The organism is Symmachiella dynata (genome assembly GCF_007747995.1).
GTDB classification, from domain to species: Bacteria; Planctomycetota; Planctomycetia; order Planctomycetales; family Planctomycetaceae; genus Symmachiella; species Symmachiella dynata.
Genome location: NZ_CP036276.1, coordinates 955,966 through 969,778, shown reverse-complemented (window position 1 = coordinate 969,778; position 13,813 = coordinate 955,966). Strand labels below are relative to the sequence as shown.

Here is a 13,813-nt window from a genome sequence, read left to right as displayed (position 1 = left end):
CCCTTCCCTTCACGCAAGTCTACGAAACGGACGGTCTGTGATATCAGGAACTCAATACGAACGAATCGCACGGCGGCTCGTTGACGAATCCCGCAAAGGACGGATCACGACATGCGCTTTTACCGCAGCCGTTCCCACGATTGCAGCGCAATTGAAACGTGATGCCGGAAGCGGACTGTTAAAGCTGTGGGGCCGAAGCCGCAACTTTGACGAATTCGCCCAAGATATCATCGTGCACCCCAAAATCCTGACCGTGATCGGCACTTTGGCGCAGGAAAAAATCCGCGACGGCCAGTCCTACCATGCGGGATTGATTCATACGTATGGATATCTCTTCAGTTGGTTACAAACACCGTTTGGCTACAAACGAAAACGCTGGCTGAACCATACGATCGAAGAGGGCTTGGGGCTCCCTAGACGAACGCTGACCGCTGAACCGAAGCAAGGGACGTTGCTGCAAAATGTGACGTGGTGTTTGGGACAGATCGCGCTTTGTGACTGTCGACAATGGAAACGAGCATCCGCAGAGAACTCGGACATCGCTGAGGTGCTGCGGGACTATGCTTTTGCCGCACTCAAGTCGTCGCGAATCACTGAGGATGTGACCGTTACCGATGCCGGGGGGAAACGGCGCATCTCGCTACGGACCGATATGGTCGAACTGCAGGCCAACCGTCGCGGCTCGGCTCCACAATCCCTGGTTGTGTATTCGGTGAAAGACCCGCGACTCGGCGGCGTGCGGCTCATCTCAACTTTTACGACAGAAGCTGCGCACATTCACGAGCTGTGCCAACTGCACGCACTCGGACGCCAACAACCAATCCGCCCGCGTTACAATTGCTACATCGAGGGATTTCCGAACGGGACCCTACTGGGGCATCGCCGTCTGACCCAGAACTGACAGAGCCTTAGAGCTGGATCGTGAGCAGATATAAAAATGCGAACGCCACGCTCACCGTAAACCACTGGATCGCCGACGAAACGCGCTGGTATTTGGAATTGGAGATGTGTGAGTCGATCAACAATGCGGTCAGGACTTCTTCGCGGAATTTGACCACCCCCCCTTGATTGCAATCTCGCACAAATTCCTGCTCCTGATCGATTTTGTAGTTATCCGAGATCGCTGCCGGGTGAAAGTGACTGCACCGTTCAAGCGACGGGTGTTTGCCGCGCAAGCGGAAGGGGTTGATGCAGCGAAATGCGGCGACTCCCGAGAGAATCAAAAAGATCAGAAACAACCCAAAAAAGGACAACGCTGCTGCTTTCCACATCGGGATCAAATGGATTCCTTCTGGATCATCGATGATGGGGCGGATCGTAGGAATTAAAATTCCCGCCAAGGCAGCACTGACCGTCAAGACAACCCCCGACTTAGCATCGGCGAAGCGAATCCACTCCGCGACAGCATGATACGCCTCAATGATGTTTGCCGTATCTTCGGCTTGGACGTGTTCCGCCTCCGGTGTGGCGGCCGGAACGGAAGATACTGGTTCTTCGTTTGATTTTTCGGTCATGATGGCGAGCCTTCTCGGCGAAGCTGGGGATGTGATGAGCGGATTATATCCCTGCCCGTGGCGAGGTACCAGTAAACGATGCCGGACAGTAGGGCCGCAGTTTAGAATCCAATTTGAAACGGCCGATCCAACCGGCCCTAAGAAATGACGCTCGCTGCACACATTGGGTTCACAACAACCCCCGAGAATTCCCCCGTAAGGTAGCCCCAGAACCAGGCGGGTGGCCCAGAAAGATTCTTTCTGGGCCGACGAAGTCGGCTGCTGGCCGCAGTTTGGTCTGCCGCTCAACCCGGAACATCCCCGCGCGCTCTGGACATCAAAACCTGCCACCCAGCGGCGGCGCCACCCCCGCGGTGAAGATATGAAAGCGACAAATTTGTGGACCGCATACACTCTAATAGACAAAATGATTACAACGATCATTCGAGTGAAATTTAAAAGCAGGCGCAGCGACCTCCCAAAATCAACGATGGCACATTTTGGCAGGTTTTCAAATCTATGATCCACCGAAAGGTGCGAATAGGAAGCCATGGAGATCAGGAAAATATGTTTTTTGAGCGATTGCGGCAGATATTACAGAGTCTTGTTGAGGCTCCCCACGCCGATCCATCCGCAGCTCGATATCGGTTAATCGGCTTTGAGCCAGAGGTTCGAAGCAGCGAGATTCGTCAAGCTGTGGCGATGAGTTTAAACGACATCACGAATCCAGATCCAGCATGGGATGCAATGACGGTTCGTGAAAGTAATATTCACGAAGCCTATAAAATAATTTGCATCCATTCTCTGCAACTCATGACCATTGACGACGTCAATGCCGTGCTGCAAGCGGGAGTTGATACTGCGATTGATTTATTCTTTGGTCATTGGTGGAAGTCTGAAGAGGAAATACATTCCCGCGAGGATGCGGATCAGGAAATTGTCTTCTTTAACTCCTTCGCCGATGGCCTGTTGCTAGCAATACTTGCTCGGCGGTGGGAGGATGTCGAGCGAATCAGTGATTGGGCTCGTCAGATTGACATTGCGAGCCTGTGCGGCGTTTCGCCAGAGATTGGATCCTTGTATTCGGTGATCGCTTCAGGCATTCGAAATGAGCCGACAGAACGAGCGGACCAATCCCGCTTGTTAATCGCGAAACAGCGAACGAAGAAAACGAAAATACTGCTGCAGGCATGGGATGCTGTTGTGGCGAAAGATGCAGAATTGTTGGCGGCGACGATGCGTGAATCGTTAATACGTTTTGACAAAACAGTCGAGAAGCAAGGCGTTGGATTTGCTTTTCCCGAACTTATTGCAACACCGGAATCCGTAATCTACGAGATAGCGCAATACAACGGCATGGAGCTGCCGTTATTACCGGACAATTTGTCACCTTACCTTGTTACGCGACAGTCACTCGGTTTGGAAGAAACTACTGCTGAGGCCTAAATTGAGATATTCAATTGTTTTCTTCGCTCTAGATGCAGATGCGTTTGCGCGCCGCCTACGGCAAGACCGTAGCCGACTGATGAAGGAAACCGAGGAAAACATGAAAGTGGCCGAGTCCCCATATGACGACGACCAAATCGCAGTTTGCTTGCTTCTGGCCGAGCGGATTTGCCGCAACGAAATCCCCAAACCTTATGACGCAGAAGAGGATGAAGACGCCGAGGACTTGGCCATCGATTACTTTATTGCCTTGGCGGAAATGGCAAACGTCGACGGCGAAATGATTGTCTTGGAAAGCTTACTTGCCGGTCGAAGTTGGGATGCCTTCTTCGGAGAGGTGGGAATTTGGCCCTTGCTGCAGCAGTCTCAACCGCCATTTCCAGTTCCGACGTCGACCTTCTTCCCGCCGGGTGTCGGTTTTTTGCCACGGGAAACTTTGCAGGGAAAAACTGAAGCTGACATCGAAAAACGACTCAAAGATCATTCGCCGCCCTTCAAGAAACCCCATTGGTTATGGGGCGGCGGGTCGTCCGATTTAGCTGCGATCAACGCGGCGCGAATCGAATTCTCCGAAATGGCGACCTCCGTGGCCAAAGGCAAGTTGGACCTTTTGGCAATTGCCATGACCTGAGGAAGTACGTGGGCAACAAGCGGCCTGTTAGTTTCTACGGTCGTTCGATCTGAAACACGCCCACACGTAGCCCCTATGGCGTTGCCGGTTCGGGACCGCTCAATAGTGACCCTAAGAATTGTTCGGACTCTGTCCCCTCGGCGGCGTCTATAACGACGCCATTATCCACCAGAAAGATTGCCGGGTTGATGACGTAGGGCTCACCGTCTGGCCAACTGAGCAGGGCTTCGCTTGGCGGATCGAAAGCGACCCGGTCCAGCTGAAATCGCCACTGGGGATCGCGCCCGCCAAAAACAAAAAATGCCGTTCGTTCGTCGGGGCGATGTGTTTCCGGATCGGCAAAGTATCGGGCGACCATCTCTCGGCAATGACCACAGTCCTGCCGCGCAATCAAGATCATCCATTTGCCGCTGTCCAGTTCCGACAGTCGCGGGTCCGTTTGTCCGTTCAGAGGCCATGGCTTGCCGACCAGCACCTCTGCCACCAGTAAGCGCGACCTTTCTTTCTCCAAGAGAACGTCATAGCGCCAAACCGCCACCCCCGCAACGAGACCGGCCACCACGGTCACAACCGTCAGTTGTCGGATTAGCTTAGGTGAAGCGACCTGCCAGCGACGCGGACGTAGACACGCCGTCAGCAGCAACACGACAGCGTCGATGACCACGACCGTCTCAGGCTCCAATTTTCCGCCGAAGCAATCACAAGGCTGATCCATCGAAATGGCATATAACGTCGATGCGACAAAGATCGCGAACGTCGTCAGCGTCAGCAGCCAGGCCAAACACCGATTGCCGACAATCAGATAGACCGCCACCGCCGCTTCGAAGGTCGTCACGGCCACCAGACGCGGCATCGTGCCCAGCAAGCCGCCACCGGTCAAGATTTGTGCCATGTTGACGATCTTGATCACGGCGGTCGCGAACAGCAAGGCAGCCACTGCGAAGCGAAAAGACTCCCAGCCCAAGGTCCCGCCCGCCGATTGCGTCGTGTCGGTTGAATCGCTCACAGAATCACTCCCGCTGTTTCAAAACACCCGACCGTAGTGGTCCGACTGAGCCGGATGGAAGTTAGCTTGCGACGGCCGTTGGAACTGGCGCTATGTCAACTTGACTGTGGACTGCGGTAAAAAGCTGCCAAGTAGCATAAGACAATCAAGGGCGGGATCAGAGTCCATTCTACGAGAAACAGCATCCACACGCCCGCCAGTCCCGCACCGGTGAGAAAGCACAACCACACGATGGCCAGCACACCCGCCCTGCGCCAGCGTGTATTCCCTGCCGAGACGGCATCGGGCAGCGGCGTTCCTCGGACCGCTAATGCCAAGTGGCGGCCGATTTGATTCAAATCACCCGACACGAAACCCAGGCTCACCGATTGTCGTCCCACCTGCGACAGGACCGTATTCATCGCTCCCATCCCAAAGCTGGCCGCGATGATGCTGACCGTGTTTGCGAGCGAACCGAAGCGAGTCGCAACCGCACTGACCGCCAGCATGACAGCGACCAAACCACATAACCGGCGGACCGGTTTTTTCAGCTCGCCTTCCAGGAGGAATGCCCCAACAGCAACGCCGGCCACGAAACAGGGGATCGGCAAAAACTGGTGTGCAGCGGCGGCAAACTGTCCCAGCCCCGCATGCAATCCGGTCTGAGTCGTGTTGCCACTCATAAAAGAAGCAAAGACCGCAAACTTCTGAACGGCATACGAATCAACATATCCGGCAATGGTCGCCAGCAGGGCCGCCAATAACAACTGCGTTCGCACGGGAGTGTTTGAAGTCACTTGCATGGTGTCGGCGCGATTCCCTGGAAAGAATTGAGAGGGTGGCCCAGAAAGATTCTTTCTGGGCCGACGAAGTCGGCAGGAGGCCGCAGTTTGGTCTGCCGCTTAACCCGGAACGTTACCACATTCCCCGCGCACTGCGGACATCAAAACCTGCTGCCCATCCGCTCGCACTCTCCTGCGGCTGCGCCGCCCCGCGATAATTCTCCCGCACCTTCACCACCGCATCAGCGGGTCACGGCTTGGCTGCTGGCTATCGGGGGGATGCTGGCGGGGCTGTAACGGTCAGGGAGTATGTTTTGTCTTTAAATTTCAGCAGCGGAACTGTCTTGCCGTATTCGTACTCGCCGGATTTCATTGCAACGGACAGCAATTCGTTCAGCTGCTTTCCCGCGCTCATCGGACCTGAGTCTGACATGAGCGCCTTGCTGTTATTACCATCGATGGCCATCAGAAACTTGAGCGCATTCACCTCTCCAGCCTTCCACTCAACGCGATCAACGAGAATCGTGACTGTGATGAGACCTAGTCCCTTGTCCTCGACTTTCCCTGCTGTCGTCCACAGTCCCCCACCACCCTTCTTGTCCGACGTGATTTCTGCTTTGCAACCAGGTTTTGCTTCAATCTGCATTTGTTTGACGACCGAGTCGTCGACCGCAATGACATCCGTAACACGCACACGGAAATGGTTCGATGGTTGGCCTGCCGAGTCTGCGGCGAAGGTCGTTAGAGCGAAGAGGGTCGTGGAGCCAATCACCAGAGCCAGCGCCGCCTTTGTTGCTTTGACATTCCACATCGGTCTCAGCCTCCTTGTTCGAGTTACGTTAAGTCAGCGAACCTTGTTTTACGAAATCTCAATCATGTGCAGGTGGCCCAGAAAGATTCTTTCTGGGCCGACGAAGTCGGCAGGAGTCCGCAGTTTGGTCTGCCGCTTAACCCGGAACGTTACCACAATTCCCGCGCGCTGCGGACATCAAAACCTGCTCCCCATCCGCTCGCACTCTCCTGCGGCTGCGCCGCCCCGAAAGGATCTTTCGGGGCCACCCGCGAATCAGCAGGTTTCACGAATCTGATGCCACTTGCGCAGGTGCTGCGTTACCTCCACCCGTTCGAACTCGGAAAGTTGCCTGATGATTCTTACGAAGTCATTGACATACAACTCAATATAGAACACCGCTTCTACCAAATAGGCACGCCCGCATTCACAGAAGACCACGCACCACTGAGCCCAGTCCTCGCCTGGGTCACCGTGCAGATACGACGAGCACTTCTGCCATTCATGGTCAGCGAGTAACGCCTCAATTCGTGTGCAAACAGCCTTGTCGCAAAGGTTGGCCGAAGAGATCACGCCGACGCGACTAATTCCTTGCCCGCCTGTCTCTTCGCAAACGGTCCGAAACAACAATCCCATTGGTGTCAGTTTGGTCATTTTTCTGCCAGCAAATATCGAAACAACGAATAGCAGGCCACGACTACTACAACAAATCCCGATAATTCTCCCGCACCTTCACCACCGCATCGGCCAGTTGATCGATATATGCGTCGGTGCCTAAAAACGGGGTGTGCATCATCCAGACGGCTTCGGTTTCGCAGGCGCGGATGGCGACGGGGCATTTTTCGGTGAATGTTCTGTAATCGACCGGGGCGTCGCGGCCGACCATATAGACCGAGGCGGGGGAACAGAAATCAGTTTTTTGGAACAGCGGATTGTCGAAGGTGGGGAATGTGTAACCGGCAATCGCGCCAACCCCTTCGGCGTTGATCGCTTCCAGGAACTTCTCTCTGGGCAGGCCGTCCCAGGCGGCGGCATCGTAGTGGAACAGGACCAGGTAGTGGCCGCGGTGCGTTTCTTTGGGATGCAATTTGGCCGGCACGAAACCTTCGACTCCGGCGATGCGTTCAAAGAACCGTTCGACGGTCGCCATCCGTTGGGAGTTTTGAGCGGGGAGTTTTTTCAGTTGGGTCCGCAACAAGGCTGCACAGAATTCGGTCATCCGCGCGTTCCAGCCGATGCGGTGATGTTCGTACCACAAGCTTTCCTTGGTCCGGCCGACGTGCCGTAGGCTCCAAACGATCTCCGCCATTTCGTCGGAGTTGGTGGTGATGATCCCCCCTTCTCCGCTGTTGAGCGTCTTGGAAGCTTGAAAGCTAAAGATCCCCGCTTCGCCGAAGGAACCGGCATAGCGATCGCCTTCCAGGGCGACACCGGGCGCCTGGGCGGAATCTTCAATGACTTTCAAATTGTGCCGCTGAGCGATATTCAGGATCGCTTCGATGTCGGCGATTTCGCCGGCGAAATAAACCGGCAGAATCGCCCGCGTGCGGTCGGTGATCGCTTCTTCGATTCGATTGGGATCGATGTTGAACGTGTCAGGATCGATATCAACAAATACCGGCAGCGCGCCGGCATTGAGAATGCAAGTGGCGCTGGCGATGAACGTATAGGGGGTGGTGATCACCTCGTCGCCCGGCTTGAGGTCGATGGCTCGCATGCAGATATCGAGCGCCGTCGAGCCGCTGGTGACGGCGAAGGCGTGTTTCACCTTGTGCAGCGCGGCGAATTCTTCCTCGAATTGTGCCACTTGGCTGCGCTGGGGTTTGTCCTCCGCCCCGCCCAGTTCGGCATCGCCGACAGCGTACATCCACCAGTTCCCGCTCTCCAACACCCCGTTGACCGCTTGCCGGTCCTCGTCATTCCACATGGGCCATTTCGGCTCGGGAATCTGTACGGTCTTGGGACCACCCAATAGGGCTAGTTCACTCATGTTTTCAATCGCTCCGGAAATGACTGCGCGGGAAAATAGCAAATTGGGATTTTATCGTGTTTGGGGAACGTTTGCGAATGTGCCGGGACGAAGGTGCACGTCAGCAATTGTGCCACCCTTTCAGGGCTGGCTTGGTGCGCGGTCAACGTAACCCAGGGCGTCGCTGCGCTTGGCCCTGGGCTGACATGTGTGGCCCCGTTGGGGCTGGTGAATTCGCCCCGAAAGGGGCCACGACAAGTTAGCCCAGGGCAAGACGGCGTGAGCGTAGCGAACTCCTCGCCGCCCTGGGTTCGGGGGACGGTCGAGAGTTCCAGCCCTGAAAGGGCGGCACAATTGCTCGTTTTGAAATAGTCGGACCATGAAAAAACCGCGAGTTACCGTTGCGAGCGCAAAGGGTGCACGGAAATGATCTTGCGTTAAATGCCCATCTTTAATAAACGTCTTGCTCCACCCGGAGTTTTTGACGGGATTGTGCACCGTCGTCTTTGTTTTTTTAGATCCGAGACCCCCAGGGCGACCCCAATATGAGATTGCTTCTGGCAGTTGATTCTCGCCCCAGCAACCAAGCGGCGATCGGTATTCTCGATCCGCTGACAGCGAGTTGGGAACATTTTGAGATCACAGATATCGCCGAACCGTTCAAGCGACGCGGATTCCGTGGCGCACTGCTGGTCGATGACTTGCTGTACGTCTTGAGCTCGGCGGCGCTTTACCTTTATCGTGTGAACACCACGGCCGGACAAGTCCGCTACGAATTGGAGCGGACGGTGCGGCGACCGGAGTGGGAAATCGGCGCGCGGGCAGCTGCCGATTTGCACCATCTGCACTTCAGCAAGGACCGTGGCAAACTGTTCATCGCGAATTCCTATATGGATGCGATCGACGAACTCACGCCCGAGGGAGACTTTGTCAAACACCATTATTTGTGGGACATCTCCCCCGCTGTCGCCGAAACCGCCCTGGAGCGAAATCCCGCCGCAACCGATCTGGTTCACTGCAATCATATTACCGAACACAACGGCCGCATCTATTTAACGTGCGGAAACTGGAATGGCACGCGGACGGGAAAAGTCATCTGCTTCGACACGGGCGAAGTCGTGTTGGAAGGTTTGAATTTTCCGCACGACGGATTCGTCCACGAAGGAGATTTTTATATCTCCGCCACCGGCAACAGCGAAGTGTTGATTTACGACAACGTCGGCGACATGCAAATGACAGGCCGCAGCCCGGACCATGTCTTGCCGGTGACGATCCAACAGCCCACCTGGGAAAACAGTTTTCAATGGGTCCGCGGCATTCATGTCACGGAAAAGCACATCGTGTGCGGCGTCACACAATGGCGGAATGAGACATCGAAACAACCGCAGATTCCGCCGCGGCTCGCATTTTTTGACCGCCAGACCAAGGCCTATCAGGGAGAACTGTTCCTGCCCTCGGTGGAAGGGTTTCCTTCGCCGTCGCTATTCACTCTGATCCCCCTGCCCGATGACCGCGCGGACGATTTTGATTTCCAACTGTGGAAGGACCGCGTGCCGTTGCCGGAAGTCTCGCAGCCGACGACGCTCTCGCTGCACAGCGAACATGCGGAAGTTGCTCCGCCCCATTTCATTGCAGCCGCTAAACAGTATCCCGACGTCTGGCCGGGAACCTGGACACCCTACACCGATCCGGGAATCGAGGAGCAGGCCAGCGAGCGGATTGTGGGAATCGTCATGCCGCCCATCGCCAGCACGGGCCGATTGGCAACCGGTTGGAGTTATGTGGATCCGGAATCGAACCGGGTCAAGCCGTTGTCCGACGGTCCAGTGATTACCGTCAGCGAACAAGTTGTGTTTTACACAGGCGCAGGGTATCGCAATAGCGCACCCAAATCGGGGTCGCTGCCGGGGCAGCATTTCCTGCAACTGAAATTTCACGGCCAAGCCGACGAAAATGCAAAACTCGGTTGCGACTTGTATTGTTGGCACGGAAAGAACAAACGGCCGGAAATCCAAGAACTGGGACAGATTCAACTGACCGAACAATCCGTCGAGCATGGACTGTGGGCTTATGTCGCTGAACCGGCTGAGCGATTTCGTTTGGTGTTCCGCATGTATCAGCCCACGCCGGTCACGATTGCCGATGTCGAGTTGTCGCTATTCGCGACGATCCCGGAGAAAGACCGTCTTGGATCGGCAGAAACAGCGCATACCGAAGCGGGCGAAACGCCTCTCTTTGCCCACCTCAATCTACTGCCGCGCTGGCTCGGCAACGCCTAGTCATGTAGGGCAGGCTCCCGCCTGCCGTGAATCACCTTTGGCTTGCAATGTCCAAATGAGCATGGCGGCAGGCGGGAGCCTGCCCTACGGGGTGTCGTCTGAGCGGCGGTGCTTCAAAACGGTGGGGATTGGCTATGGACCGCTCCGGCCAGTGCGCGGCTGCGTAGGTCCTTCCATGAGGCCGTGCCGTCGTTCGCGATGTGCTCCAGGTTGACCCCGCGCGGGAAAAACGGCAGTCGCCCGGCATGCCAGTCCTCCCAGAACTGAGCGGTATGCGCGTAATACGTCGTGGTCCCCGCCGGCCAGCGAATGGCGATCAATAACTCGGGATGCGGGTACGGTTTGTCCTGGGGCTCGGTGCGGAATAACTCGATGGCTTCTTCGTCCAAATCGATCCCCAAGCCCGGCTCGTTCGGAACGGTTGCCAGACCGTTGGAAACAGGAATGGATTGTTGAACGCAATCACGTTCGAAAAGCTGATGACAATTGACCGCCGGCCAACGGGCATTTTCCAAGACGGCTCCCAGATGCAAACCGAAGGCGGCGGCGATTTTCGTGCCGACGACTTGCAGGAAAAACGACTTGTTGAACTGGCCGCACAAATGGGCCTCACGCTGGATTTTTGTCGCCCCGCCGCACAGCACAAATCCATCGACCATCTCTTCGCGAATCGCAACTTCCAGCGACGGGTCGCCGATGTGTGTTTGCGTATGCATCGACAGCGGCACATGTGTGTGTTGTCGCAAATGCTTATACCCGGCAACGTCATGATGCGGCAACGGGCTTTCGAACATCACCACGTGGTGAAACTGTTCCATTTCCTTCAGCAATCGCGTGCAATGCGCCGCATCGATGCCGAACCCGTTGAAATCCATGTCGACTTCGAAATAATCGGGCAGAGTGGCGCACAGTTGTCGCGTTTGTTCGATGAGGTCCCACCAGGGGCGGCCCTTGGACTTGAAGGCGGTGTACCCTTGGGAAATCGCCAATTCACATTCGCTGATCCAATCCGCAGCGGGCAGGTCGATGTCCCACCAAGAGAGATGGCAGCCATCGCGGACTTGCCGCCCAAGCATTTGATGCAGCGGCGCATCGAGGACCTTGGCGGCGGCGTCGAACAGGGCGATTTGCAAGCCGGCGCCGAGTGAGTCGTCCCACATGTTTTCCGCCGGGTGCTTGCCAATCACCTGATTCTTGGCCGCATCGGTGACGGTGCTTTCGCCCCACGTGTAATAGACCATCGTCTCGCCGAAGCCGACGATGCCGCAATCGAGCGTGACAATGCAGATCTCGAACAAGGTCCAGTGCGGGATCTCCCGGACCATGTTCCGCGCCGGCACCGGCCTTATAGGCAGATCAACCCAGATGGTTTCGATGCTTTTTACGGAGTGCGGCATGTTCTAGTAAACACTATGGAAATGATGCGTAGATTTGTCACCAATCAGGATTACGTGCCGAGTTTTGCCAAGGTCATGGTGAGCCAAATGATACCGCCCACCACAGCCCAGGCACAGGCGAATCCGACCATGCCGAGTACACTGGGAGTGGGAATTTCCAAGTCCTTTAGCGGAATCAGTTTGCCAGTTTCAGTCGGCAGATGGTCTTCAGGCAATGTGCAAGGAGTCTCAATTTCTTCACCCTTACGAACGGGAGTCCGTATCAATTGGAAGAAATGATCCAGTTTTTCCGTCGGTGTGCGGCGCGTGGTTAGGCTCACCACAATTCCGGCAATAGCTCCGGCTGCCAAGTAAATCGAAATCTGCCACGGCAGGCTCGTTTTAATGGACACGATCTCCCCGGCGTCGTTTAAATTCGCCAACATAATACTGGGGACAAACTCATACATCCAACCACGGAACAGGCCCGGCAGGTAGTCGATGTTGCGTTGCAGGAACTCCGAATCTCCCAGGGCGGCAATGAATTGAAACGGCTTGTGCGATGTCGTCAAATACCAAGCGGTCGCCGTCGCCAACGTCGATGCCCAAACCGCCTTGGGTGTATATCCCCGCCAGGTAATGCCGAACCAAAATGACATCCCCATGAATGCTGGGATCGGTTGGATATATCGGGTTAGCACCTGAATCACGTTTTCAAACTGCGTGAGCATCAACAACGACAGGCCCACAATTGCCAACCCGGAAATCCGCCCAGCCCACAGGTAATGGGTTGCACTGCCGTTCCGCACAAGGAACCGCCGGTAAATGTTTTCCGTGAACAACCCCGATCCGACGACCATTTGCGCATCACAGGTGCTCATCACCGCAGCCAACAACGACGCCATTAACAACCCCACCAAACCGCGGCTGATGGTTGGCAGAATATCATGGGCCGCACGACCGAACACTTGATTGGCAAAACTGGTCATGGCAGCCGGATCGTCTTGCAAGACGGTCAACTCTTCGCCGCTGAGATAATCGCTGCCGGGCGAAAGGTAAATAATGATGCAGGCCAAACCGGTGAAGGTCCAAGCGATCGTGCAAAAGCGTTTGATGAAGTTACCGACGGTGAATCCAAACCGCCCTTCAAACTCAGTTTTGCCCGCTCCACAAACACCCATAATGTGCGGTTGCACAACAATCCCCACCAAGCCGGTCAGCGACAGAGCGATCACATAAAACGTTGTGATCGGTTCCAGCCCCATGCTTTTGGTCATTTCTTCGGTGAGCGTCAGCCCCAACATCTCGTCCCCGGGTCGTCCCGGAATTCCCGCTTGCAAGGCAGCGAATCCACCGTCGGTGCCGGCGACTTGTGCGGCGACATTCAAAGCAAATGGCAATAACAGAAACGAGAAGATGATCGTCAACACGCCTTGAATAAAGTCGGTGATAATCGCCGCTCCCAACCCTCCGGCCAATCCGTACAACACAAACATGACCGTCATGGCAGCGATGGCAATTTCCTTCGGAAAATAGGCGCGGCCGGTTTCCGGGTTGATCCCACCGGAAAGCCCTTCCACCATTTCGCCGCAGCCATACAAACCGCCGGCAATAAAGACAATCGACATAGTGATTCCCAGAAACGAATACAACGTCGCCGTCGAGGTGTCATAACGGGATTCAAAGAAGTCGCTGGTGGTCAAAGCCCGCATACGGCGCATGACGGGAGCGACGATCCAATAAAACGGCGTGGACCACAACCACAGGAATTGATACCAAATCCCCGCCAACCCATAGCGAAACGAACCGGCCGCCACGCTCACCGCCTGTTCGCTGCTGGTACCCGCACCAAAGGCGAAGAACATCATGAACACTTTGCCGAATCGTCGACCTCCCATAAAGAAGTCGGACATATCATGGACTTTTTTATAGGACCAAACACCAATGGCGGTGACACCAACCAAATAGGCGCACAGCACCAACCAATCGGCGATATCCAAACCCATATATTTATTGACGTCGGGGACAGCCTGCGCGAACAACAGAGACATAGTGGGGGGAT

At 55.6% G+C, this 13,813-nt stretch carries 12 protein-coding genes; 4 read left to right on the top strand and 8 right to left on the bottom strand.

What is annotated here, in order from left to right:
• Positions 1 to 37: 37 nt before the first annotated feature.
• Positions 38 to 901, top strand: a complete 864-nt coding sequence (locus Mal52_RS03740; RefSeq protein WP_145374388.1) for a hypothetical protein — start codon at positions 38 to 40, stop codon at positions 899 to 901.
• Between the two features lie 7 nt (positions 902 to 908).
• Here Mal52_RS03740 and Mal52_RS03735 read toward each other — a convergent pair whose 3' ends face one another.
• A complete protein-coding gene (locus Mal52_RS03735) occupies positions 909 to 1,514 on the bottom strand; it encodes a Pycsar system effector family protein (protein WP_145374387.1) in 606 nt (201 codons plus the stop codon).
• A 498-nt stretch (positions 1,515 to 2,012) separates the two neighbouring features.
• On the opposite strand from Mal52_RS03735, the gene Mal52_RS03730 reads away from it, so the two are divergent.
• Together Mal52_RS03730 and Mal52_RS03725 are read left to right on the top strand one after the other, a co-directional pair.
• Positions 2,013 to 2,939 carry a hypothetical protein gene (locus tag Mal52_RS03730; protein WP_145374386.1) on the top strand — a complete coding sequence of 309 codons (927 nt, stop codon included), beginning with the start codon at positions 2,013 to 2,015 and terminating at the stop codon, positions 2,937 to 2,939.
• 106 nt (positions 2,940 to 3,045) lie between these two features.
• On the top strand, positions 3,046 to 3,570 hold the full coding sequence (locus Mal52_RS03725) for a hypothetical protein (protein ID WP_231962519.1): 525 nt from the start codon (positions 3,046 to 3,048) through the stop codon (positions 3,568 to 3,570).
• A 73-nt stretch (positions 3,571 to 3,643) separates the two neighbouring features.
• On the opposite strand, the gene Mal52_RS03720 is transcribed toward Mal52_RS03725, so the two are convergent.
• The 5 genes from Mal52_RS03720 to Mal52_RS03700 all read right to left on the bottom strand — a co-directional run bounded on the left by Mal52_RS03720 (position 3,644) and on the right by Mal52_RS03700 (position 8,117).
• Positions 3,644 to 4,576 carry a MauE/DoxX family redox-associated membrane protein gene (locus Mal52_RS03720; RefSeq protein ID WP_145374384.1) on the bottom strand — a complete coding sequence of 311 codons (933 nt, stop codon included), beginning with the start codon at positions 4,574 to 4,576 and terminating at the stop codon, positions 3,644 to 3,646.
• 95 nt (positions 4,577 to 4,671) lie between these two features.
• Positions 4,672 to 5,358, bottom strand: coding sequence for a YoaK family protein (locus tag Mal52_RS03715; protein WP_145374383.1), 687 nt, complete (start codon positions 5,356 to 5,358; stop codon positions 4,672 to 4,674).
• 247 nt (positions 5,359 to 5,605) lie between these two features.
• Positions 5,606 to 6,148, bottom strand: coding sequence for a hypothetical protein (locus tag Mal52_RS03710; protein ID WP_145374382.1), 543 nt, complete (start codon positions 6,146 to 6,148; stop codon positions 5,606 to 5,608).
• A 255-nt stretch (positions 6,149 to 6,403) separates the two neighbouring features.
• Positions 6,404 to 6,781, bottom strand: coding sequence for a hypothetical protein (locus Mal52_RS03705; protein WP_145374381.1), 378 nt, complete (start codon positions 6,779 to 6,781; stop codon positions 6,404 to 6,406).
• A 46-nt stretch (positions 6,782 to 6,827) separates the two neighbouring features.
• Entirely contained in the window at positions 6,828 to 8,117 is a 1,290-nt protein-coding gene (locus tag Mal52_RS03700) for a DegT/DnrJ/EryC1/StrS family aminotransferase (protein WP_145374380.1), read from the bottom strand.
• Positions 8,118 to 8,641: 524 nt separating this feature from the next.
• On the opposite strand from Mal52_RS03700, the gene Mal52_RS03695 reads away from it, so the two are divergent.
• On the top strand, positions 8,642 to 10,375 hold the full coding sequence (locus Mal52_RS03695; protein ID WP_145374379.1) for an NHL repeat-containing protein: 1,734 nt from the start codon (positions 8,642 to 8,644) through the stop codon (positions 10,373 to 10,375).
• A gap of 113 nt (positions 10,376 to 10,488) precedes the next feature.
• On the opposite strand, the gene Mal52_RS03690 is transcribed toward Mal52_RS03695, so the two are convergent.
• Together Mal52_RS03690 and Mal52_RS03685 are read right to left on the bottom strand one after the other, a co-directional pair.
• Positions 10,489 to 11,772: a mandelate racemase/muconate lactonizing enzyme family protein gene (locus Mal52_RS03690; protein WP_145374378.1), complete on the bottom strand. Its 1,284-nt coding sequence runs from the start codon at positions 11,770 to 11,772 to the stop codon at positions 10,489 to 10,491.
• Between the two features lie 50 nt (positions 11,773 to 11,822).
• Positions 11,823 to 13,802, bottom strand: a complete 1,980-nt coding sequence (locus tag Mal52_RS03685) for a sodium:solute symporter family protein (protein WP_145374377.1) — start codon at positions 13,800 to 13,802, stop codon at positions 11,823 to 11,825.
• Between the last annotated feature and the right edge of the window lie 11 nt (positions 13,803 to 13,813).